Source organism: Dyadobacter sp. NIV53, from assembly GCF_019711195.1.
Taxonomy (GTDB): domain Bacteria; phylum Bacteroidota; class Bacteroidia; order Cytophagales; family Spirosomataceae; genus Dyadobacter.
On record NZ_CP081299.1, the window covers coordinates 4,727,584 to 4,749,887 of the forward strand.

Consider the following 22,304-nt stretch of genomic DNA (forward strand, 5'->3'; position numbering starts at 1 on the left):
TTTCAGATGAAAAAGATAGAAATGGTTTTATTTGCCGCAATACTTATAGGTTGCAGAAATGTCGTTCCTCTTATTAGAGATATTGATAAAGACAATAGCTCAAATATGCATAACAGGCAGTATCGATTCTATTTTGAGCAGTATTTCGCAGATTCAATCAAAATTACGTATGGGAATAAAGTAATTTTCGACAAATACGTTCAAACAGTTAAAAGATATGCAGTAGCAAGGGAATACTGCGTGATAGATTCAATCAAGAAGGGACAGTTGGTGTATTTGAAAATAGGCAGTAAGCATTTTCAATTAAAGCCAAAGCCTGATTTTAAATACTATTTTTTTCTTTCACTAATAACAAACTTGGTGCAACATATTCAAATATAGGGCGCGATTATTACTAAATAAAGTATAAAATTGAAGGATTTATCACTATGAAAATATACATGATTACGATAATGGTAATTCTTGCGCTAGGATGTGGTGAATTCATACGACTTTCACGAGATTCTGATGAAAGAAGTATAGTAAATCCAAAAAATCGTAAGTACTACTTATATTTTGAGCAAAGTTTTCAAGATACTGTTACCGTGAGTTATCAGGGAAAGATCATTTTCAGGAAGTATGTATCAACTCTTAAAAAGCTAGCGGCGGCTGAGGAAATTTGTAAAATAGATCCTTTAAAAAATGGGCAATTCATTCTTATCGAAATAGGTAAGAAAAAGTATACCATCAAACCGCTGAGTGGATACAGATATTATTATTTAACAAAATTCAATGATCGTATAGCTGCAACTTATTCTAATGTACTGAGAGACTATTATTGATTTTGGTGCATTTCAATTCTTTACACCTTGAAAAATTGGCAAATTTTCATGCAGGTTTATGAATTTTAAGACTCGGAATCGGGAAAAACCGGCTTCGTATACCCGCATTATACAGAGTCAAACAAAAATTATTTATAAAAATGCGATTTTTAAAACTCATGTTAATCTTCCAGTTGACCGCTTGTGTAGATAGCAAAATGAAAATACAGAAAAATATTTCTTTCGCTGTTGCATTTACCTCCTGTTTTAAACAAGACACAGTCACCCTCTCTATAAATAATGAAAAAGTTTTTGACAAGATCTCAATAACGTCAGATTTTGTAACAGGGTTGACATATGCAAGTACCTACCACTTTACAAAGTCGAATGAACTTGTGGTTATCGCGGACAAAAACGAGAAGAGGTTACCTTTTATTGGCAGTAAGAAGCTTCTTGTAAAAATAAATAGGAATCAAATTGAATCCATTTTTGAGATAAACCTTGCAGATGGAAGAAATATCATTATTGAAGGGTGCGAATTAAAACCAAAAATAAGGCAGTTTAAGAATAAGATAAGTGTTGAATAATCAGAAAAAGAGTAATCGACATGGTTCGGAGTTTAGATTTAAGCATCGAGCAAGTTGTAATGATACTGGCAGGTCTTATGACGAAATTTCTCATAGAAGAGACGCTAACAATGGCCTTCAGGATAGTCGAGATTTAATGTATTGAATAGAAACTGACGCGGCTAACACATTTAAACGAGTTGCAACGGCATCCGGCCAGGTGCAAATGGCCAAAGTATTGCCGTCCCCTGCTTCTGATACGCTTAAATTCAGTTACTTTTTGCAAGACCATTTGGGGAATGTGAGGCCGGGGTGGCGCTCCACTTGTATTTGACGAGGCTGGAAAGATTTTACAGCTTTCAGATTATTATCCCTTTGGTGGCGTAATCTCGAGAGATGGTACTTTACCAACAAATGCCAGGAATGGAATAAATCGTAAATTATACAACTCTAAGGAGTTGCAGGTTGGAAGCGGATTTGTTGATTATGGGGCTAGAATGTATATGCCAGAGATTGGTAGATGGGGTTCAGTCGATAGAAAAGCAGAAAAGTATATGTACTCTAGTCCGTATGTTTATTGCCTAAATAATCCACTAGTCTACACTGATCCTAAGGGAGATACTGTTAGAGTATATACAGAAACTTCTGTAGCTGGACATGCGTGGTTGAGTACAGGTGAGGGCAAAAATATGACTGTGTTCAGCTTTGGTAGATATGGAGGAATAGACGAAGAATGGCACGGTGTCAGTACGATTTCAAATGGGCCTGGCGTTTTACTAAAATTTAAAGGGAAGGACGCGGAAGAATTTAATAAGGAAAAATTGGATGCTACTGGTGGAACTATTTTTCAAATAATGGATGTCACTGACGAAGCAGTCCAACGAGAAATGGACGGTCAATTTAACTCCACTGATCAAAAACCTGATGAAGGGAGGTATAAAGGAGATCCAAGAGCTCATGTAGTAAGCGAATATCGGCTATTGAGTAATAATTGCACGACTTGTGTTAGTGATGCGCTAAACAGTTCTGGTTCCAGTGCAACTCGACAGCGCCCAAATAAAAGTGGCAAACAAGAGACCATTCGTTTCATTATCCCGGCGTCATTGCAAGCATTGCTAAATTGGCAAGCTAATTCGCCTTTCGGAAGTGGCACAGTAAGAGTTCAAGAAGTAGTTTCTCCCAAAGAACAAACAAAAAATTAATATAATGAAGACTATTTTCAAAATTTGGATTGCAATTTCAATTGTGTTTTTGGTGCTGTTAATATTGGGTTTAATTGATTCTTATGTTTCTCTCAAATACGAGATTGAGCCTTACGAGATGTCAAACAAGGTGACCGAAGCTATTGCGGACAAGCGTCATTTATTGAAGAATTTAATTTTTATTCTCAGGATCGCAGCAATTTACTTAGTGATAAATATTATAGTTCTATTCCGATGGACTTTTGGTAAGACATGAAATGTGCAAGGTTAATGAAAGCTGATCCCCATGAAATCATATAAAATTATTGCTTTCGGGCTTCTGTTATGCGGCTGCACAACCAAAAACATAATTATAGGGAAATACATGTCCAAGAATAACCCGAACTACCTACAATTGAAACAGGATTGTAGTTTTATTTTTGAATATAGATCTTTGCATTTATATCAGCAATCAGTTGGAAAATGGCTTAGAGCAAGCAAAAAAACACTTAGACTGAACAGTGATATAAAGAGTACTAGTATACCGATGAAGGTAACTACTCTAAGCAGTGGGTATAAGATGAAAAATATTATATCTCTCAAATTAACAATTGATGGCAGTAAAAGCCTGGCAAATTACAAATGCAGAGTTTTTATAAAAGACTCAAAATTGTGCACAATAAGTTGTGACAGTCTTTCGGATTTTTCGACAGATTTACCGGTAGAAAATTTATATTTTATTTTTATTAAAGAGCCTAAAATTGTAACAAACACTATGATCTCTCTTCCGTTAACAACAAATATACACGTACCCGAAAGAAAAAATGGAGTTAAATTTTTGATTGAAGTTGAGTTTAGCGATGTCTATTTCTATTATAAAGCAATTAATGACCAGTCATTAAAAATCACAAAAAGGGGAATAAAAATATATAATTCTCAACAGCGAAAATGGGAAAAGCTAAAAAGAGTATCAGATTCGACAAAGATATTTAGTCGGTATAACGACAAGAGCAAAGTATTAAATATATTTTGACAGTTTAATATCAGGGTTTAGAGGTGCCGGACAAAAGGGAGCTCTAGATTGTTTATGCCAGTGCCCGGAAGTATACCTAAATTCAAACCTCGTAAATAAAATGCAAGTATTTAGATCATTAATTATACTGTTATTATTTTGCTCCTGCATTGGTTTGAAAGAAAAGCCTGCGAGTGTGAAAGTTAAATGTATGTCTTTTTATACCACCACCAGCATACCCATTACTGAGGATGCTTTTGATCAGCATAAAGCAACATCCCGAAACTTTGTAAAAGAAAAGAAAATTATTGACAAGAACTCTGTAACTGAGTCTTTTGATATTTTAGAAGCAACTCGTAAAAGAAATGGGGTGAAATTGGAGGATTATGATAGACGTGTTTCAATCGATTTTAAGATGACGAGGAACAAATATTATATTAATTACGATAAAAAATACGTCGGGTATAATGGGCTTTTTTTCCTATCCCTAACACAGATATGGAGAGACTTATTCAATTGTTGGGATTATGCAAGTAGTCAGAAGGTCTAAATCAGATTTTTAGCTACGCAATCGCGGTTCATGTTCGACTGCAACTAAACTGCGTCTAAATATAGATGGTAAACAAGAGAATATTCGTTTCGTTAATGTATTTGACAGCTGTGGGATTTAAAGCACAAGTCAATACCATACCAACATGACGAATTAGAAAATCTATTCCGTTGATTGATACGTCCAGATTTTGAGTGCTTTATTGCAGCATAGGCTACACCTTTTTGTTTCGATAAACGGTAAAATAATACCATTGACCACCTTTGATATTGAAAAAATGATTCAGATTTGGTTGGACACCAATGTGAGGGCATTTAGCGAATAAGCGAATTAGTCCTATTGGGTAGTAGACGGGTTTAAGGCTGATTCAGTTCTTTCGAATTAGAATTTCTCCACAACTTAGACTTAATGGTGCACCTCTGCGAGCGACTTATAGTTGTTCAAATTGTTACCGTCCGCACTCATATGCGCAATTTTTCGCTCATTCAAATCAAATAGTTACACAACGGTAACATTTTACTGATTTTGTGGCCAGATAACCTAAAATGATACTGTATGGTTCACTTACGACGGTGCTAATCGCTTGCTTGGAAGCGCAGGCCTGAACAGTTATGCAGATAAGGAGGACAATATTAAATACGATAAGAACGGAAATATTCTAACCTTGAAACGGTATGGGAATGTCGTTGACAATCTGATATATTCTTACTTGGGTAATCGACTTAAGGCAGTCAACGATGGATCAACAAGTAACACAGGAGTAAAAATTGGTTCCAGTAGTTATCTATATGATACAGGCGGAAACATGATTTCAGATGGGAACCGGGGAGCTGCACTAACTTATAATTACCGAAGCGTCGGCCCGGCTAAATTTGCCTAAAACAGTAGCCATCAGTACAAAAGTACTGGCCTATGATTACGACGCAGTTGGGAACAAACATAAGTATGTGGCAGATACTTTGACGGTCAAATTTGCCGGAATATTTGAATATGATGCGGCTAATACATTCAAGAGAGCAGCAACCACGTCGGGCCAGGTACAAATGGCAAAAGTTCTACCTTCTGCTGCTTCTGATACACTCAAATTCAGTTATTTTCTGCAAGATCATTTGGGGAATGTGAGGCCGGGGTGGCGCTCCACTTGTATTTGATGTAGCGGGAAAGATTTTGCAGCTTTTGGATTACTATCCCTTTGGTAACGTTATTTCTAGGAACGGGGGATTCAGTTCATGCAGGTCAGTTACGATACTAATTAAAAGCAGTACCCCGGTGTAGAAGTAGTGGATCTGCGTTAGACATCAAAAATATTTTTAACTAAAACCTGAAACCCTTCAATCGATCTGGATTGGAGGGTTTCTGATTCTGTAAAAGGTTTCAGTCCAATGTACTGACCTGACTCATTGAGTATATAAACCAGTACAATTTTGTCATTGGGTTCAACCAGCCAATATTCAAGAACACCGTTTTCCTGGTAGATCTCAAACTTTTCGTTCATCTCCCGGGTCGTATTTCCGGGTGATAATACTTCTACTACCAGATCGGGTGCACCAATACAACCTTTGGAATCGATCTTTTCCGGATTGCATACCACACAAACATCTGGCTGTACAACAGTATGTATTTTGCTTGAATCTTCCTTTTTCAATGGGGTCAATCTTACATCGAAAGGGGAAACAAAAACTTTACAGGAACTTCGGTAAAGATGATTACTTAAACGACGATAAATTTCTCCAACATATAATTGGTGCCTGGTCGCCGAAGCCGGAGACATTCTGAATATCTTTCCTTTGATCAGCTCAACCCTTTCATCAAACTGCCATTTAAGATAATCTGCATAAGTATAAGTTGCGGAAAGATCAAGGTCGTCGAAATTCGTGATAATCATAGAAAAGCCCGGTTTTGAGAAACAAATGTACTCATAACCGGGCTTTCAAAACTTATTTCTTTTCCTTCGCCATTTTCAGTGCCGTAGTTGTTGTATAATACTTGGCAATCATATTTGGCACTTCCCATTCCGGCAATTTTCCGGCTTTCAGATACTCCATATATTTATTGGCAACTTGTGCAAAATGGGATTCGTGACCGGTGTCATATTTGGCTGGAATGCTAATTTCCCAGCCGGCCGGATTCTTCTTCAGCTCAATACCCGGATATTTTCCCTGTACCGATCTGAAACTGGCTGCAACTGCATCTTCATAAGTTTTGCTTTTATTCGTTGTTTCTATATATAAAACCGGCTTGTATTTCTGCTCTTTTCCCTGACGAACGATCAGATTGGCTTTGGATCCTTTCATAATCGAATAATGGGTATCACCGGTTCCTTCAGGGGCCTGAAAATTCCAGATAACAGATACCTTGGCGTGAACTCCTTTTAATGTGTAATTGAGCTCGCCATTGGAATAAACATTCAAAGTGCTGTCCTTTACATCTTTTTTCAGGAATTCAGGATAGGTTTCACTTTTTGTGACAAGCTTAAATTGCGACGGCGTAATTTTCGTTGCTGAACGTTTGGTAGACAATAGTTTAATATCATTATTATAATCAAGGGAAACATTAGGAAAACAGCTCCATTGCACCAGGTCAACCAAATGTGTGGTTACATCTACCATTCCTTCTCCCTGCTGGTTAACATCGAAAAACCAGGTTGGCCGTACCAGGGGTTCTCCCGATACATATTTGAAAAAATGGTGTACACTTTCTTTTACCACTGCTGGATTGGTTGGCGTTCCCTTTTGCAATTCCCCAAAAATGTCCGGTAATAAAGCCAGTTCACGCTGTAATGCGTTGGTAATCTCATAACGCTCCGTCATGATATCGTACAAAAGCACTTTGTTTTTCTCTGCACTTGCAAAAGCTTCCTTTAATTTATCAAAACCTTCAATGTCAATCGCCATTGGTTTATCAGCGAATACATTCAATCCCGCGTCTACTGATTTTTTAATAAAATCCGTTTTCTTTTGGTTGTTTCCAGCTAGTACAACTACATTCCCTTTCTTCTCTGAAATCATTTTGTCAAAGAAATCAGGCCCCATATACACATCTTCTTTCCAGTGTGTCGGATCTTCTGTGCGGGTATCGTATTTTTCTATTTTATCAAGATATGCCTTCACATCCGGGCCTTGGGTTGCATAGACATGTACAACAGAATCAACGTCGGCGTACATAGATTTTTGTACCAGAGCAGCATGAAAATGACCAGGTTCCACCACCACAAGACTCAATGGTTTATCCGATTTTTTCTCTTCTTCATTCTTTTGATTACATCCCTGATTCAAAGCAAGTACGCCCGTAAGAGCCATCATAAACAATTTTCCCTTCATTTGATTTGCGTTAAAAGTCGGCAGCAATATTTACTTTAATTATTGATTCATTTTTAATTTATTTTTTAGCTTGTTGAGTTGAAAGCTAAAATTATAAATCCATTGCTTTATTGTGCGACGATATTTTGCCTAATTTCCCTGAACTGTCACCGTCAATAAATAAAACAGCTTCGGGGTGATTTCTTAAAATCGTAGAAGGGAACTCTTCACTGACCGCTTCTGCTACCGTATGATAAATAGCCTGGGCTTTTTTCTCGCCAGGTACCATACAATAAGCATATTTTGCCTTTACAAGTGCCGGAACTGTTAGTGTAATAGCATATTGAGGAACTTCATTCAGCAAATCAAAACATTTGTCGTTTACCTGCTGCTGGCGGCTTGCAAGATCAAGTTCTACCTTTTTTACCAAAAGCGGATCATTGAAATTCGCAATAAATGGATCATTGAAAGCAATATGGGTATTTTCCCCAATTCCCATACAAATAATATCAGAAGGGTATTCTGTCAGTAATTGTGCATAACGGCTGCACTCGGCTTCAATTTCGGTAGCGTTCCCGTTGATATAGAAAATATTATTGAGCTGAATTTTGTCAAACAATTTTACTTTTAAAAAGTTGCCAAAATTTTGTGATGCGTCATCAGGAAGACCTACATATTCGTCCATGTGGAAAGCATTTACCTGCTTCCAGTAAATATTTTTTTCCAAACCCAATGCAGCCAGAAATTCATTCTGGGAAGGAGCAGAGGCAAATATGATATTTATATTTTTTTGTATTTCCTGCAATTCCCGGATTTTCTCAGCCACCATTCTGGCAGCGGCTTTTCCCATTTCCTGCCGGGTTTCAAAAATCTTTATTTTTAAGTTGTCAATTTTCATGTTTTGAGGATTTAAACGCGGAGTACACAAGGTTAAACACTGAGTTCTGTTGAGTTTTATTTTGTTGCTAATACTTACTCAGGACTCAAAGAATCATATACAACCCGTCCGCCGATGATGGTTTTTTCAATATTTATATTTTCGTCAAAAATCGCAATATCAGCATCTTTGCCAGCTATCAGAGATCCTTTCCGATTGTCGGCTCCCATAATTCTTGCCGGTGTAATGCTCATCATTCTTACAGCATCCAGGAGGGAAACATCCGCCATTTTAACCATATTTCTAACCAGCCGGTCAGCAGTAGAAACACTTCCTGCAAATGACGTACGGTCAGGTAACTTGGCAACGCCGTCTTCCACTATTACTTTTAATCCTGTTTTCAACGGGCCAAGTACACTTTCTCCTTCCGGCATTCCGGCTGCACGCATGGCATCAGTGATCAAAGCTATTCGGTCAGCGCCTTTAATTTTATAAATCAATTTCAATAATGGTGCTGGAAGATGAACACCATCAGCGATAATTTCTACATCCATATCCAGTAAAAAAGCACTTTCAATAGTTCCGGCAAAACGAAAAGCATTTTTCCGGGTCACACCTGACATGGCTGAATATAAATGCGTTGCCAGAGAATAGCCATTTTCATATGCTTCCAGTACTTCTTCATAAATTGCGTCTGTATGAGCAACCGCGGCCAATATTCCTTCTTCTCGTAAACGCTTTCCAAATGGTATAGCACCGGGAAGTTCAGGTGCTGCGCTCCATCGCACAATGGACGAAGAATATGCCAGTATCTCTTCGTATTCGTTCGGATCAGGATTACGGATATAACGGGGGTTCTGTGCACCGCGCTGACTTACAGCGAAGTACGGCCCTTCCAGATGCATTCCCAAAAACTGTGATCCTTTCAGATTCTTCTTTTTTACAGATTCGTAAATATCCAGGGTTTTTAGCAAATCTTCTTTTTCACTCGTAAGCGTGGTTGGAACCATAGCGGTTGTTCCGTATCTGGCATGTAATTCAGCAATTTTCAGAAAAGCTTCCTCAGTACCGTCCATAAAATCATAACCGCCGCCACCGTGAATATGTATATCAATAAAGCCCGGAGAAATATATTTTCCGCCGGCATCAATTACTACCGCGTCCGGAAAATCGGCATTACCTTCCTGTAGACCAACGATAATTCCATTTTCAACCAGTACAGTCCCGTTACGGATGTAACGATAAGGTGTAATGATGGTCCCGTTGATAATTTTCAGTTTCCCCATTTTCTTAATTTGTGTCCTTTTACAGCATAAAAAACCAGATACAGATAACAGGGAATGAGCACCCAATAAGCCTGTTTTACATTATACACATCTGCAAAATAGCCATAAAACAAAGGCATAATAGCATTTCCGCACAGTCCCATGATCATTATAGATGCGCCTAACTTAGTAAACCTTCCCAGGTCGTCCAGTGCAAGTGGCCAGATTCCGGCCCATACCAATGAATTGGCAAGTCCGAGCAGGACAACAAACCATATTGAAATGTCGGCCTGATGACCTAAAAAACTTATTTGCCCTTTTGTAAACAGGATCAGCAGCGTAAAAATGGTTCCCAGTATTGTGCAGAATCTCAGTGCATTGACCTGGCTGATAAACTTTGGTATAAGCGTAATTCCGATCAGATAACCACAAATTGTACAAAAGAGCGTATAAGACGGAAAAACCTTGGCTTCGAGCAGATCTATTCCCATCGAATTGGCATACCCTATGATAGTATCAATGGCAATGACTTGTGTACCAACGTGTAAAAAAATTGCCAGTGCACCCAGGATCAAATGTGGAAATTGCAAAATACTGGTTTTGCCGGCATTGGCAGTTGCCAGGTTTTCATTCTCGTGTTCAGTATCAATTTCGGGCAGGGGAGAATAGTAAACAAGAAAGCCAAGTACGAACAGAAAAATGCCTAGTCCGATATATGGATTAATTACCCGTCGGATCAGTTCATCCAGCGCCATACTTCTTTCAAGATCAGTCATCGAACTCAGCTGTGCAAAAAGTGCGGTATCAGTCGGGCGCAAAATGACGGCTGCGAAAATAATTGGTGATAAAATTCCGGCAGCCTTATTACAAATACCCATGATACTGATTCGCTGGGCGGCGCTTTTCTTGGGTCCTAAAATGGTAATGTACGGGTTTGCAGCAGTCTGTAAAATAGCTAATCCTATCCCGATCATAAAAAGCCCCAGAAGGAAAATTTCATAGGTGCGGGACATAGCAGCCGGAACAAAAATAAATGCGCCCAAAGCCATTGACCAGAAACCAATCATCATGCCTTTTTTGAATCCTACCGATTTTAGTAAATAGGAAGCAGGCACGGACATCACAAAGTAAGCTATGTAAAAGGCAAATGCGACCAGATAAGCCTGAAAACTGCTGAGTTCGCATGCGATTTTAAAGTAGGGAATCAGGATAGAATTAACCCAGGAAACAAAGCCAAAAATAAAAAACATTACGCCGATCAGAAAGATCGACAAAGTAGTCTGCCGTTTGGTAAGGCTTTCAACTTTGATTGCTGAGGATATGTTTTTCATTGATGCTGGAATTAGTATAATGCTGGATTCCCAGGGCGTAACTCTGGGTTGATGTACTATGGCTTTTCAGTCCCAGGGCGTTACCCTGGGTTGAGGTATTAAAGCCTTTCAGGCATTGTTTATTCCCAGGGCGTTACCGTGGGTTGAAACATTAAAGCCTTTAAGGCATTGTTTTTCCCAGGGCGTTACCGTGGGTTGAGTTATCAGAGCCTTTCAGGCATTGTTTTTCCAGGGCGTTACCCTGGGTTGAGGTATTAAAGCCTTTCAGGCATTGTTTTTCCAGGGCGTTACCCTGGGTTGAATTATCAGAGCTTTTCAGGCATTGTTTATTCCCAGGGCGTTACCCTGGGTTGAGGTATTAAAGCCTTTCAGGCTATGGGTAAATTATATTTTTTAGATTGTTGGTTCCCATCCTTTTTCGTATTCCCGTTTCCACAATTTTTGAGCTTCCTTATTATTTTTAATATGTCCGTTGGACGGGTCTATGTGTAAAGTTTCGCCAGACCTGATTGCAATATTTCCTAATTGTGCCAGTAATGTACTCTGATGTCCGCCAACTATTCCGGAATTCAGAGACGTTCCTTTTTTTATTGCTTCAAAGAAATTCTGGATATGCAATGCATCAAGCCCCTGTGAAGGATTCATTTTATTTCTTGGATCGATCACAAAATCATTTTTGACCTCTTTTACCAGCTTATTGTCCAGGTCAAAAACATTGTATGTATTTCCTTCACCTATTTGTAAAGAACCTTTTTCTCCATAAAAAACGACTCCAACGCTGCTTCCTTCTATTGTTCTTCCATTGCAGCTCCGGCCTTCCCAGGTCATGGCAGTATTATTGCCGAATTCGATATTGATAACTTGTGTATCCGGTGTTTCCCAATCGTCTTTGTAGCGGAACCTTCCACCCGACGAAGTAACGCGTGTGGGATAATCGACCTGCAATCCCCAGCGCATTAGATCCAGCATGTGCGTACCGTTATTCAGCGCTTCACCGGTTCCCCAGTTCCAGAGCCAGTGCCAGTTGTAATGTATCAGATTGTCTTTGTAAATTTTCCGCGGAGCAGGACCCTGCCACAAATCATAGTTCAGCCAGGAAGGAACCGCTGTTTCTTTACCAATCCCGATGGAAGCCCTGTTGTTGGTGTACCAGCCTTTGACAAAATATGTACGCCCGATCATACCATCATGCACTTCTTTAATAGCGGCTGCAACATTCGGCCAGGAACGGCGCTGGTTACCCATCTGAATCACATTCTTATATTTGTTTGCAGCCGAAACGAGCAGTTCTCCTTCATATGGATTGTGGCTGCATGGCTTTTCAAGATAGACGTGTTTGCCCGCTTTGGATGCCAGAATTGCCGCAGGTGCATGCCAGTGGTCTGGTGCGGCTATAACCAGCGCATCCATGTCTTTATTTTCCAATGCCTTCCTGAAATCAGGAATATTTTGCGGCTTGGATTTTTGAATACTTTCTACGGTTGTAATACATTTTTCAGCAGCACGTGAATCTACGTCGGAAATGGAAACCACTTCACAATTCGGTTGTAAGGCATAATTGCCGGCAAGTGCGAGCCCACGGCTGTTAACACCCATTATTCCAACCCTTACTTTTTCATTGGCCCCAATGATCTTTGCATAACTTTTCGGACTAAAACCAGGCAAAATTCCACCAATTGAAAAGAGTGCTGTTCCGGCCAGTGATTTTTTTATAAAGCCTCTCCGGGAGTCGCTACTCCGGGAGTCGTCACTGCGGGAATCACTGTTTGAGAAGTTCTGAGTATTTTTCATGCAACAAAAAATTGATGTAAAGGGGATTTTACAAGTTCAATTATAAAATGTAACAGCAGATTTTAACAATTATCTTTTCTTTGCTTTTTCCATCACACTTTCCAGTGTAATATTTTTACCGCCTTGTCTTTTGCTTTCGTCGGCGGCTTCCATAAAGGCAAATATTTCTATTGTTTCCTCTGGCGTAACCGGCACTTTCCCGGTTTTGAAATACGCTATAATATCAACAAGAAGTGGTTCGTAACCTCCGTACGGACCAAGAATCAGATTTCCGTTCCGGGTGAAAACTGTTCCGCCATAATCGTGTTTTCCTGTGCGTGTACCACGAAATGTACCGACCCGCCCGTCTGCCCACATGCCTACTACAATATCCGTATCCGGCGTGCTTACTCTGGTCACACTTTTGCAGCCTGTTCCCATTACCGTATATAATGTTTCAACTCCATGAACGCCGTACCAGAATAAATCGGGGTGTGTTTTTTCCAGCGTCGCCGGGCTGAACGTATCAGCTCCAAGCACTTTGGTTTTATCTATTGCTTCAATTCCTTTGATGTAACGGAGAGAAGAAGCAGAAAAAACGGGAATTTTATACTTTTCGGCAGCTTTGTAAATGGCGATAGTATCAGATAAAGAAGCAGCAACAGGTTTGTCGATAAACATTCTTTTGCCCGATTTGAAAACTTCCAATGCCTGTTCCAAATGCAAACGGCCATCATTTGTTTCCAGCATAACTACGTCCACTTTGGTGAGTAATTCCTGAATAGAACTAACAATTTCAACGCCTGATTTTTTTACTTCTTCAATATAACCGGGGATTCTTTTAGCACTTGATTCGATGTCTTTGCTGCCATACGGATAAGCAGCCACAACGCGGTAACCGTCATAAACGGGATCTGGCTTCTCAGAATTAAGTGCTTTTGCAAATGCGGTACTATGTGAAGTATCCAGGCCAATAATGCCAACTCTTTTACCGTTGGCATTATTGGACATAGATGGCAGGCTATCCAACAGACTGATTCCGACACCACCGGCAATTGCTGCACTGATAAATTTCCGTCTGTTGAAATGATTCATTTTAAGTAATAAATAAAGAGTTTAGGAATAGCAGTAACAACTTTCGGGTGCGTACCCGTAAACTTACGATTATAATTTTTTATTACTTCATTTTGTTCAATATGTTTCTCGAATATTTTGCATAAGATAAGATAAGTAATGATTTATATTGATAAATCAGACAAAATCAGCTTTTATTAAAAACTTAATTCTGATAGAATGCCTGGTTTTCTTTGGTGATAATATCAATTGGCATGAGATGTACTTTTTCGACAGGTGAACCAAGCACAAGTGTCTGGTAAAGTGCCATCAATCCCCTGTAACCTTGCTCTTCGGGTTTGTGGCAAATCAGGAAATCGATATATCCTTCGTTGAGATAATTGATATTCTCTTTTAAAAAGTCATAGCCGATTAATGATATATCTGTCCGTTTACTGTTTTTGAGAAAAGATGCTACTGCGGACACGCGTGAGTTGGTCACGAAAATTGCTTCAATGTCCTGGTGGCCGTGTAATAATTGTGTTAATTCCCTGGCAACCGACAGCGTATCTGTATCATGAATATCAATCCTTAAAATTTCATTCGGCTGGTTATGGTCCCGTAAATAAGACCGGAATCCTTCTTCTATCTGTAAATAATTATAACTGTCAGCTTCTTTCGAAATATTGACAACCAATACTTTATAATCTTTTCTCAAACGGTAAGTCAGCAGTTTTGCACCAACATAACCACTTTGAAACAGGTGCGGACCGATGTAACAAAGATTGTTCTGGCCGGGAACACTCGAATCAATGAATGCATAAGGGATTTTCTGTTTGTTACATTCGCTGATAAATACCTTGGCTTCGTCAATAAAAGAAGGTGCAAGCATCACTGCATTGAAGTGCGCTTTCAGAATTTGTTCAGCCTGTAAGTTGAACGAGTCTTTATCATTCAGGTCAAACAAAAATGTTTGTACAACCACTCCATATTTCTTGATTTCTGCATCAGCACGCATAATACCACGCAAAGGCGCCTCCCAAAAATCGGTTTCTTCTGAAACTTTGGGAATCAGTATGGCAAAAGTTATCGTCTTGCGGGATGCAAGCCTGCTGGCTAGTATGTTGGGCTGGTAATCAAGTTCAATAATAATATCATTGATTTTTTTTCGGGTTGCTTCCGAAACGCCTGTTCGGTTATGTATTACGCGGTCAACGGTGGCAATAGATACATTGGCTCTGCGTGCAATCTCTTTTACACCAAAATAGGTAGTGTCTTTTTCCATGAAGGGATTTTGAATTTTAGGTTCCTGAGGATATTACAAATGACAGTGAAAGAATTGCAACAGTATTCAATCTGACCGCTTTGTATATATTTTTGAAATATAGGTTATTTTTTCCCGGATATAAAAACACTATCGGTAATTGCCTGTGCGATGTGGGAAAACACACTTTCAATCTTGATAAAGAATCTTATTCTGACTTATGCCTTTTTTATTAACAATTAAAATTTCTGACAACTAATTTTAAAATGCCTTGTTACTTTAATTTCAATATATTTACTTTGTCTATCAATTAAGTAGATTAATAACTGCTTGTAATAAATGTTAAATCCTATTTTTTATTATAAACGGTTTTAAGGAAATAAATAACCCACTTCTGATACCCGGGAGACAGCCAAAACGGACTTGCCGGATTTTCGGTGGTTGTCAATCATGCTTGTCCGAATGGGCTGTCGCAGGGTATCAGAAGTGGAATTATTATGTGTATTAGTAACTAAATCATTTACGAAGCTAAGTTAATAAAATCATATAAAAAGTAGTCATTCCTAATTTGATCCGATTTCAAATCTACATCAGCGATATTCAGGTTGCATCCCAATCAAAAGAGTAGATTTTACGAATTGAATATGTTTGTTGAGTGATAACATTCTGATTAAAAATGAAAAAAAACCAATTTTTTACCCTAATTACTGTTTTAACTGCAATTTTTTTTCAGTCTAATCTCTCAGCTCAGAATCCGAAAGCACAACGTCCGAATATTATTTTCATTTTAGCCGATGATCTCGGATATGGAGATGTTGGTTTTAATGGCCAGAAATTGATCAAAACACCAAATATTGATCGTTTGGCCAGGGAAGGTGTAAAATTCAATCAGTTTTATGCCGGAACCAGCGTATGTGCGCCTTCGCGTTCCTCACTTTTAAGCGGCCAGCATACCGGCCATACTTATATTCGGGGAAACAAAAGTGTTGAGCCGGAAGGGCAGGAGCCCATTGCAGATTCTGTTGTGACTGTTGCCGAAATCCTGAAAAAAGCAGGATATGCAACTGCAGCTTTCGGGAAATGGGGATTGGGCCCGGTTGGTTCGGCAGGAGATCCGAATAAACAGGGTTTTGACCAATTTTACGGATATAATTGCCAAAGCCTGGCGCACCGGTATTATCCGGACCACCTTTGGGATAATGGTAAAAAAGTGGTGTTGGAAGCTAACCGGAACCTGATTTATAACAAACAATATGCACCGGATCTGATCCAGAAACAGGCACTTGATTTCGTGGATTCCAGGGATGGTAAACAGCCTTTCTTTTTGTTTTTACCGTACATTTTACCACATGCCGAGCTGATCGTTCCGGAGGACAGTATCTTTCAGTATTACAAAGGTAAGTTTAACGAAAAACCATATAAAGGACAGGATTACGGGCCAGATGCAACCGATGGAGGTTATGCCTCCCAGCAATATCCGCATGCCGCGTTTGCCGCAATGGTTTCACGTTTAGATCTTTATGTTGGGCAGATATTAGCCAAACTGAAAGAAAAGGGGTTAGATAAAAACACGCTGGTCATTTTTACAAGTGATAACGGGCCGCATGTAGAAGGTGGTGCAGATCCGAAATTTTTCAACAGCAGCGGCGGTTTTCAGGGTGTGAAACGTGATTTGTATGAAGGCGGAATCCGTGAGCCCTTTGCTGCGCGATGGCCGGGCGTTATCAAACCAGGAACTAACAATGATTATGTAGGGGCGTTCTGGGACATATTGCCAACATTTGCAGAATTGGCAGGAGCAAAATCTCCTTCCAACATAGATGGTATTTCCTTTAATTCTGCACTTACCGGAAAAGGAACCCAGCAGAAGCATGATTATCTGTATTGGGAGTTTCACGAACAAGGCGGAAAACAGGCAGTCCGGCAGGGTAACTGGAAAGCAATAAGGCTGAAAGCGGCGGGAAATCCGGAAGGTGCGGTTGAGCTTTACGATCTGTCCAAAGACCCGGCTGAAACCACCAATTTAACTTCAAAATATCCGGAAAAAGCAAAGGAATTGGGAAAGATCATGAACAATGCTCATGTTTCTTCAGCACTGTTCCCTTTTGAGAATACCGGGACGAATTAACTGAAATTATTTTGACAGGATCGCCTGCCGCAGGATTACTGGATTTTTATTTAAGATTAGAATAGACTCTATATTACGTTCGAACTCAATAAATCAGTACTATTCTTGGAGCTATCAAATAACTATTTTAAAAAAATCCTGAAATCCGGTAATCCTATCTAAAAAAGAACATCCTGTCAGTCAGACTTATACAAACGATATTTCCGTTTCACTTCCACCGAAGAGCCAAAATTAATTAACAGGCCAATGTAAAATACAGGTAGATTAGGCTGCTGTTCAACATATAAGCCTTTTAATCGTAACTCTATGAAAAGAGCATTTTCACACACATTTTCTAAAAATCCACTACCGAGAGAATTATATACGATATAAGCAGCTGATATAATTTGACGAGTCAGGTCTTCGTGTTTCATTTTTAGACAGGATTTACAGGATTTTTTTAACTGTTGTTTTCCTGACCTTCTGACGTTGATTGAAAATCGAATTAACTATGTAATACTATAGCAGTGCAGTAAGAATTTACTAATTGAGCGGATAGGTGAAATGAATTACATTTTCGGATAAACCGCCGGTAGATCTATAAAATTCTATGGCATGAGCGTCTTCCAGATCAGCCTGGACAAAGACCTCTTCAACGCCGATTGATTTGCAATAATCATTGACATTTGTAATAAGCATTTTACCAATTCCTTGTCTCTGGAATTCGGTTTTAACAGCCAGATCATAAATATATACCGACGGAGATTCTGAATAATAAGCGGGCAAAGTATAAGCGGTTAAACCCCCTATTACTTTATTTTTTTGCAAGGCTATAAAAACATGGAAGTTCTTCTCGTTAAGTAATTGCACGAGATATCTCTGATTTGGTATGACAAAATTCTTCATTTCAAAAACATCCTCGAAAACATAAATGAGTTCGGTAAAATGCTGAATGCTTTTTGAGTGAAGTCTTTGTATTAGTATGTCTTCATTCATTTGATCAGATACGTTTTACGCTTGATTATGAAATTGTTACCTACCAGCAAATTGTCAATAATAAAAAGTATGCGTTACATTCGTAATCAATAAATCAGGATAGTAATTTATAAAATGGGCAGGAAATAAGAAAGTATTTATTTTAAGGAAATTCTGAATGAAATTATCGCTGGTACGCAGTATTCACATCGAAGACTGAGTACCAGCGATAATCATTGAATTCAATATATCATTATCCTTGCTGAAGCAATTCATCCAGATTTTCCATTCCGGCAGTAAATCCTTCTTTAAAGCCCATTTCCATCGTTGTTTCCAGATCTGAAAGCTTGTCGAATTGTAACTCAATAGATACTATTGTTGAATTTGATACTTCGGAGAATTTATTAGTCCAGGTCGATCTGGGCTGGGTGGTGTTGATATTTCCATTTTCATCACAAAAAGCATCCAGTGCAGAGTAACTTTTTAACGGTGTAATGGATTGGTAATCAGCTCTTGCCCAATGTTCTTCTCCTTCCGGCCCGACCATTGCATAAAGCCAATAACCACCTTCCCGGAAATCCATTGATTTGGTTCTGGCCTTCCATGGTTTTGGCGCCCACCATTTGTCCAGAATCTGGCTTTCTGTCCAGGCAGACCATACATTTGCAATTGGTGCAGCAAATTCTCTTTCTACTTTGATCTTTTTGTTTTCCTTGTCTACGGAAAAATTCATTAACAGGCTACTTTTCATCTTTATTAGAATTTAGGTTGATTAATACTTGATCCAGTTGAGTAAAACGATCTTCCCAATGTTTCTTAAATTGTTCGAGCCAATGATCCACTTCTTTCATTTTTGCAGCATTAAAATGATAATAGATCTCCCGTCCGGCCTTATCCTGGGTGAGTAACTGACAATCAGCTAGCACTTTAATGTGCTTGGAGACTGCTTGTCTGGTTGTGTCAAAATGTTCAGCCAAGGCATTAGGCGTCATCGACTGAGCGGCAATCAATACTAAAATTGCTCTTCTCGTCGGGTCGGCAATGGCTTGAAAAATATCTCCTTTCATTAGGTAAACTTATTTTATGCAACTAGTTAGTTGCAAATATATGCAACTTTTTAGTTGCGCAAATATTTTTTCAGGATTTTTTGAAATTGTTTTTTAGAACCTTTTAATATTATTTAGGATAAATGGTATATTCGTTTACGCTAATGAAATTGCAAAACGCTAGCTATCAATGTTTTTAGGATTTTCGTAAATATTATCAAACTGAAAAATACCATGAGGATTTTCAAATTAAAAACGATTCCGTCCACACAAGAATTAGCAGAGACTTTAAAAGAGGAATTTTCTGATCAGTATTCTTATGGAATGTTCGGACTGGACTGTGATAGTATTATTGTCAGTAAATCCATCTTCGTTGGTGTACAAATTTCAAAAAAGAATAATGAAATTACCCTGCAGGGAATGCCGGCATCAGTACCAACCTGGCTACTTTACGTGGCCGACTTAGTTTCAACCGGGGGTATTGTCAGTTTAATTTTCCGTTCTTCCTGGATTAAATTTGAAAACGAAATACGCGCTTTCCTGATACAGAAATATAATCAGGAGGTAATTTCATGATGTGATTAATTGCTGGAATGATAGACTCCGGTTCCATTTAACCAGTAGGGAATCTGGGTTTATTTTATAAAGGATAATTTTTATTTTCCTGTAAAAGCGTTATAGATTTAATTACGAAGCTTCATTCTTTCCCACTGAAAATGAAACGGTTGGTTTATTTCGCTTCTGCTGCTCTCTTTCCGCTAAAATGAAATAAAAACGTTTAGCGCTATACGGTATAAATAATCTTACTTCCCAAGCCACTCATCCAAAACCTCAATCAGCAGTTCCGGAACCTTACTTCCTTTTATCGCGGTACAAATCTCCCCAAGAAAAGCGCCATGCACTCCGGGCAAAATCATTAGTTCTGCATTTGGTATTTTGCAGGATATTTCAAGAGCGTGTTCGGGTAAAACCACATCTTGTGAAGCATTTATAATCAGGGTAGGAGCTTGAATGGATTGAAGGTCGCTTTCGGGCCAGTCATTGAAGTTAATCATGCGGTCACGGTCTTTGTCGTGCATTACCTGTAATTGTTTTGGGTCGCGTGCTACTTTGAGATAAGCATCCTGCAGAGGTTGAGGCATATTTTCGAGAGATGCGTTTTGCATACTTTCAAAAAACCCGGGGATCATCCCGTTTCTTTTATAAATAGCAGAAACTGCGATCAGCTTATGAACTATTCCGTCATGCCTGATTCCCATCTGCAAAACAGTACTGCCACCATTACTAAAACCCAGGAAATCAGCTTTTTTAATTTTTAGATGTGCAAGTAATGCCGCTACATCGTCGGCATCCTGTTCAAAGGTAAGTGCATTTTTACGATCGCCGGAATGCCCGTGCGCCTGTAATTCTACGGCAATAATTTTTCGGTGATTTGCCAGCAATGGAAGTATTTGTCCAAAAGTAGTGTCTATGGTAGAGCCGCCGCCATGTAGCAGAACTAAGGGAATTTGTCCGCTTCCATGAATTTCATAATACAATTGTAATCCATTGACCGATGCATAACCACTCTCAAATCCCGGCTTTATCATATTGTTTTTATTTTTTCCAACAGAGAACTAAAAACTGATACTTTATCGTGAATATTTTAATTTCCAAGTGAAGATTCCTTCACTTGGAATAAGCTGGTTTGATATATAATGTTTTGTGTTTAAAATTTTATTGAAAATTTTAAACACGTTCGGTATAAGCTTTAAAATTATCTATGATTCCCTGCCACCCACCTTTTTGCATTTCGATTGGATTTGCGTTTTCCGCTTCAAAACTTTCGGTAACTGACGTTTGGTTTCCTTCACCTGCAAAGGCTATCTGTACTTTCCTGTTATCATCAAGCGTGTAGGTAATTAATTTATTTTCAATCACTTCATCATAAATACCTCCGAAGTCAAATCCCATACTACCGTCTTTTGCTTCCATACGTGACAGAAATTTTCCACCTTTACGCAAATCGTTTTCGGCTTTTGTAGTATGCCAATCGTCTGAGGCATTGCACCATTTTGTAATATGCTCCGGGCTTGTCCAGCTTTCCCATACTTTTTCTACTGGTGCATTCACAGTTGTTTTAACCGTGATGACTGTTTTTTCATGTGTTTGCATTGCTTTCAGATTTTTAATTTATCCCCAATTATAAATATAAATTTTCCTTTTTTTAATGGAAAAACCAATATTGAATGGAAGACAAACTGAAAAGTCAAAAAGGGACATTACGGACTAACAATTTTGAGTTTTTTTCGAAAAGCGGTTTATTCTGTCTAACTATTTTCAAAATCAGGGACATTTTTTACCCGCGCATATTCAAATTTCGCCAGTTTGCCTACTTTGCTATATGATTCGAGCCCGCTCACACAAATGGTTTCAACTGATTCCAAATCTACATTTCCATCTTCTCCAATAATTTCTTCGGGTAAAATAAGATGTTCAATTTGTCCGATGATCAGGATGGTTCCGTTCAATTCAATAGGAATTTCCTGCAAAAATTTCATTCCAAGTTTTACGTTACTTTCCTGTACAAATGGTGCTTCAAAGCCATTAATATATTCTGCTTGCAATTTGCAAGTATCGAATTCTGAGTCCGTTCTTTCAAAATTGGCTGAGGTAAAATGAGCTTTTTCTACAAAGGATTCATGAACATGATTGATGGTATAATATCCGGTTGCAAGAATATTTTCGTAGCTATGCCGTGGTACCGTTGCCGGTCGAATGATCATACCGACCAATGGCGGATTAGCACCCAAATGCACCACCGAACTGAAAACGGCCAAATTGGTTTCGCCTGTTTCAGACACAGTTCCAATCAGATTTGCAGGTTTATAACCGGTAATAGAATTGATAAGATTTGCTCTGTAATATTTACTTAGTTCCTGTATATCCTGATTGGTGAAATGTTTCATTTGAGTTATTTGAATTATAAATCGGTTTCTAATTTGGGTTTCTATAAAAATAGAATTGTAGTAAGAGTTGCCTTAATGTCTGTATAAGATTCAGTAAATAATAGTGCCATCATATTTGGAAACGGGCGTATCGTAAATACGCAACAACCGATAGTAGCGTATCTGCGGCAAGTGTGAAAGATCATTACCATATTCTGTTTCTACAAACAGGTAATGCCCACAGCATATTAATAAAATGCTGAACGTTTTAATCAATTGCT

Annotated in this window: 25 protein-coding genes; 10 read left to right on the forward strand and 15 right to left on the reverse strand. The window is 38.7% G+C overall.

The genetic code is table 11. The annotated features are described in order from the left end of the window. The first annotated feature begins 6 nt into the window (after positions 1–6). The 8 genes from KZC02_RS19395 (at position 7) to KZC02_RS19430 (ending at position 5,260) form a co-directional block, all read left to right on the forward strand. Positions 7–381 (forward strand): hypothetical protein, encoded by a 375-nt coding sequence (locus KZC02_RS19395; RefSeq protein ID WP_221390206.1) that lies wholly within the window; start codon positions 7–9, stop codon positions 379–381. Positions 382–428: 47 nt separating this feature from the next. Continuing rightward, entirely contained in the window at positions 429–821 is a 393-nt protein-coding gene (locus KZC02_RS19400; protein WP_221390207.1) for a hypothetical protein, read from the forward strand. Between the two features lie 197 nt (positions 822–1,018). Next, entirely contained in the window at positions 1,019–1,387 is a 369-nt protein-coding gene (locus tag KZC02_RS19405) for a hypothetical protein (protein ID WP_221390208.1), read from the forward strand. A gap of 326 nt (positions 1,388–1,713) precedes the next feature. Continuing rightward, a complete protein-coding gene (locus tag KZC02_RS19410) occupies positions 1,714–2,568 on the forward strand; it encodes an RHS repeat-associated core domain-containing protein (RefSeq protein WP_221395114.1) in 855 nt (284 codons plus the stop codon). A 394-nt stretch (positions 2,569–2,962) separates the two neighbouring features. Beyond that, positions 2,963–3,580 (forward strand): hypothetical protein, encoded by a 618-nt coding sequence (locus KZC02_RS19415; protein WP_221390209.1) that lies wholly within the window; start codon positions 2,963–2,965, stop codon positions 3,578–3,580. 154 nt (positions 3,581–3,734) lie between these two features. Continuing rightward, entirely contained in the window at positions 3,735–4,109 is a 375-nt protein-coding gene (locus KZC02_RS19420; protein ID WP_221390210.1) for a hypothetical protein, read from the forward strand. Positions 4,110–4,692: 583 nt separating this feature from the next. Next, complete coding sequence (locus tag KZC02_RS19425) at positions 4,693–4,989, forward strand: hypothetical protein (RefSeq protein WP_221390211.1); 297 nt, start codon at positions 4,693–4,695, stop codon at positions 4,987–4,989. Further along, the gene (locus tag KZC02_RS19430) at positions 4,982–5,260 is read left to right on the forward strand and encodes a hypothetical protein (protein WP_221390212.1); all 279 of its coding nucleotides are present in this window, start codon (positions 4,982–4,984) and stop codon (positions 5,258–5,260) included. The genes KZC02_RS19425 and KZC02_RS19430 overlap by 8 nt, the downstream gene beginning before the upstream one ends. Before the next feature lie 140 nt (positions 5,261–5,400). Here KZC02_RS19430 and KZC02_RS19435 read toward each other — a convergent pair whose 3' ends face one another. The 8 genes from KZC02_RS19435 to KZC02_RS19470 all read right to left on the reverse strand — a co-directional run bounded on the left by KZC02_RS19435 (position 5,401) and on the right by KZC02_RS19470 (position 14,989). Continuing rightward, entirely contained in the window at positions 5,401–5,994 is a 594-nt protein-coding gene (locus KZC02_RS19435; RefSeq protein WP_221390213.1) for a Uma2 family endonuclease, read from the reverse strand. A gap of 52 nt (positions 5,995–6,046) precedes the next feature. Continuing rightward, entirely contained in the window at positions 6,047–7,429 is a 1,383-nt protein-coding gene (locus KZC02_RS19440; RefSeq protein WP_221390214.1) for a putative oxidoreductase C-terminal domain-containing protein, read from the reverse strand. A gap of 91 nt (positions 7,430–7,520) precedes the next feature. After that, positions 7,521–8,306, reverse strand: coding sequence for a glucosamine-6-phosphate deaminase (locus tag KZC02_RS19445; RefSeq protein WP_221390215.1), 786 nt, complete (start codon positions 8,304–8,306; stop codon positions 7,521–7,523). Between the two features lie 74 nt (positions 8,307–8,380). Then, positions 8,381–9,571, reverse strand: coding sequence for an N-acetylglucosamine-6-phosphate deacetylase (gene nagA / locus KZC02_RS19450; RefSeq protein ID WP_221390216.1), 1,191 nt, complete (start codon positions 9,569–9,571; stop codon positions 8,381–8,383). Then, a complete protein-coding gene (locus KZC02_RS19455; RefSeq protein WP_221390217.1) occupies positions 9,559–10,881 on the reverse strand; it encodes a sugar MFS transporter in 1,323 nt (440 codons plus the stop codon). The genes nagA and KZC02_RS19455 overlap by 13 nt, the downstream gene beginning before the upstream one ends. Positions 10,882–11,274: 393 nt before the next feature. After that, positions 11,275–12,672: a Gfo/Idh/MocA family protein gene (locus KZC02_RS19460; RefSeq protein ID WP_221390218.1), complete on the reverse strand. Its 1,398-nt coding sequence runs from the start codon at positions 12,670–12,672 to the stop codon at positions 11,275–11,277. Positions 12,673–12,741: 69 nt separating this feature from the next. Further along, positions 12,742–13,746, reverse strand: coding sequence for a Gfo/Idh/MocA family protein (locus tag KZC02_RS19465; RefSeq protein ID WP_221390219.1), 1,005 nt, complete (start codon positions 13,744–13,746; stop codon positions 12,742–12,744). A 184-nt stretch (positions 13,747–13,930) separates the two neighbouring features. Beyond that, the gene (locus KZC02_RS19470) at positions 13,931–14,989 is read right to left on the reverse strand and encodes a LacI family DNA-binding transcriptional regulator (RefSeq protein ID WP_221390220.1); all 1,059 of its coding nucleotides are present in this window, start codon (positions 14,987–14,989) and stop codon (positions 13,931–13,933) included. A gap of 655 nt (positions 14,990–15,644) precedes the next feature. Between KZC02_RS19470 and KZC02_RS19475 the strand changes: the two genes are divergently transcribed. Beyond that, positions 15,645–17,096: an arylsulfatase gene (locus KZC02_RS19475; protein WP_221390221.1), complete on the forward strand. Its 1,452-nt coding sequence runs from the start codon at positions 15,645–15,647 to the stop codon at positions 17,094–17,096. Positions 17,097–17,272: 176 nt separating this feature from the next. On the opposite strand, the gene KZC02_RS19480 is transcribed toward KZC02_RS19475, so the two are convergent. The 4 genes from KZC02_RS19480 to KZC02_RS19495 all read right to left on the reverse strand — a co-directional run bounded on the left by KZC02_RS19480 (position 17,273) and on the right by KZC02_RS19495 (position 19,117). Continuing rightward, positions 17,273–17,509: a GxxExxY protein gene (locus KZC02_RS19480; RefSeq protein ID WP_221390222.1), complete on the reverse strand. Its 237-nt coding sequence runs from the start codon at positions 17,507–17,509 to the stop codon at positions 17,273–17,275. Positions 17,510–17,618: 109 nt separating this feature from the next. Next, positions 17,619–18,071, reverse strand: a complete 453-nt coding sequence (locus KZC02_RS19485; RefSeq protein ID WP_221390223.1) for a GNAT family N-acetyltransferase — start codon at positions 18,069–18,071, stop codon at positions 17,619–17,621. A 232-nt stretch (positions 18,072–18,303) separates the two neighbouring features. Beyond that, positions 18,304–18,801, reverse strand: coding sequence for an SRPBCC domain-containing protein (locus KZC02_RS19490; protein WP_221390224.1), 498 nt, complete (start codon positions 18,799–18,801; stop codon positions 18,304–18,306). After that, positions 18,791–19,117: a helix-turn-helix transcriptional regulator gene (locus tag KZC02_RS19495; protein ID WP_221390225.1), complete on the reverse strand. Its 327-nt coding sequence runs from the start codon at positions 19,115–19,117 to the stop codon at positions 18,791–18,793. The genes KZC02_RS19490 and KZC02_RS19495 overlap by 11 nt, the downstream gene beginning before the upstream one ends. A 213-nt stretch (positions 19,118–19,330) precedes the next feature. Here KZC02_RS19495 and KZC02_RS19500 point away from each other — a divergent pair, with 213 nt between their 5' ends. Further along, complete coding sequence (locus KZC02_RS19500) at positions 19,331–19,672, forward strand: hypothetical protein (protein ID WP_221390226.1); 342 nt, start codon at positions 19,331–19,333, stop codon at positions 19,670–19,672. A 227-nt stretch (positions 19,673–19,899) separates the two neighbouring features. On the opposite strand, the gene KZC02_RS19505 is transcribed toward KZC02_RS19500, so the two are convergent. The 3 genes from KZC02_RS19505 to KZC02_RS19515 form a co-directional block, all read right to left on the reverse strand. Next, positions 19,900–20,685 carry an alpha/beta fold hydrolase gene (locus tag KZC02_RS19505; protein WP_221390227.1) on the reverse strand — a complete coding sequence of 262 codons (786 nt, stop codon included), beginning with the start codon at positions 20,683–20,685 and terminating at the stop codon, positions 19,900–19,902. Between the two features lie 139 nt (positions 20,686–20,824). Next, positions 20,825–21,250 carry an SRPBCC family protein gene (locus tag KZC02_RS19510; RefSeq protein WP_221390228.1) on the reverse strand — a complete coding sequence of 142 codons (426 nt, stop codon included), beginning with the start codon at positions 21,248–21,250 and terminating at the stop codon, positions 20,825–20,827. Between the two features lie 155 nt (positions 21,251–21,405). Continuing rightward, positions 21,406–22,044, reverse strand: a complete 639-nt coding sequence (locus tag KZC02_RS19515; RefSeq protein ID WP_221390229.1) for a flavin reductase family protein — start codon at positions 22,042–22,044, stop codon at positions 21,406–21,408. Positions 22,045–22,304 lie beyond the last annotated feature (260 nt).

Coding starts and splice junctions, on each gene's coding strand:
- KZC02_RS19395 (WP_221390206.1), top strand. CDS start 7: ATGAAAAAGATAGAAATGGTTTTATTTGCCGCAATACTTATAGGTTGC.
- KZC02_RS19400 (WP_221390207.1), top strand. CDS start 429: ATGAAAATATACATGATTACGATAATGGTAATTCTTGCGCTAGGATGT.
- KZC02_RS19405 (WP_221390208.1), top strand. CDS start 1,019: ATGAAAATACAGAAAAATATTTCTTTCGCTGTTGCATTTACCTCCTGT.
- KZC02_RS19435 (WP_221390213.1), bottom strand. CDS start 5,994: ATGATTATCACGAATTTCGACGACCTTGATCTTTCCGCAACTTATACT.
- KZC02_RS19440 (WP_221390214.1), bottom strand. CDS start 7,429: ATGAAGGGAAAATTGTTTATGATGGCTCTTACGGGCGTACTTGCTTTG.
- KZC02_RS19445 (WP_221390215.1), bottom strand. CDS start 8,306: ATGAAAATTGACAACTTAAAAATAAAGATTTTTGAAACCCGGCAGGAA.
- nagA (WP_221390216.1), bottom strand. CDS start 9,571: ATGGGGAAACTGAAAATTATCAACGGGACCATCATTACACCTTATCGT.
- KZC02_RS19455 (WP_221390217.1), bottom strand. CDS start 10,881: ATGAAAAACATATCCTCAGCAATCAAAGTTGAAAGCCTTACCAAACGG.
- KZC02_RS19460 (WP_221390218.1), bottom strand. CDS start 12,672: ATGAAAAATACTCAGAACTTCTCAAACAGTGATTCCCGCAGTGACGAC.
- KZC02_RS19465 (WP_221390219.1), bottom strand. CDS start 13,746: ATGAATCATTTCAACAGACGGAAATTTATCAGTGCAGCAATTGCCGGT.
- KZC02_RS19470 (WP_221390220.1), bottom strand. CDS start 14,989: ATGGAAAAAGACACTACCTATTTTGGTGTAAAAGAGATTGCACGCAGA.
- KZC02_RS19475 (WP_221390221.1), top strand. CDS start 15,645: ATGAAAAAAAACCAATTTTTTACCCTAATTACTGTTTTAACTGCAATT.
- KZC02_RS19480 (WP_221390222.1), bottom strand. CDS start 17,509: ATGAAACACGAAGACCTGACTCGTCAAATTATATCAGCTGCTTATATC.
- KZC02_RS19485 (WP_221390223.1), bottom strand. CDS start 18,071: ATGAATGAAGACATACTAATACAAAGACTTCACTCAAAAAGCATTCAG.
- KZC02_RS19490 (WP_221390224.1), bottom strand. CDS start 18,801: ATGAAAAGTAGCCTGTTAATGAATTTTTCCGTAGACAAGGAAAACAAA.
- KZC02_RS19495 (WP_221390225.1), bottom strand. CDS start 19,117: ATGAAAGGAGATATTTTTCAAGCCATTGCCGACCCGACGAGAAGAGCA.
- KZC02_RS19500 (WP_221390226.1), top strand. CDS start 19,331: ATGAGGATTTTCAAATTAAAAACGATTCCGTCCACACAAGAATTAGCA.
- KZC02_RS19505 (WP_221390227.1), bottom strand. CDS start 20,685: ATGATAAAGCCGGGATTTGAGAGTGGTTATGCATCGGTCAATGGATTA.
- KZC02_RS19510 (WP_221390228.1), bottom strand. CDS start 21,250: ATGCAAACACATGAAAAAACAGTCATCACGGTTAAAACAACTGTGAAT.
- KZC02_RS19515 (WP_221390229.1), bottom strand. CDS start 22,044: ATGAAACATTTCACCAATCAGGATATACAGGAACTAAGTAAATATTAC.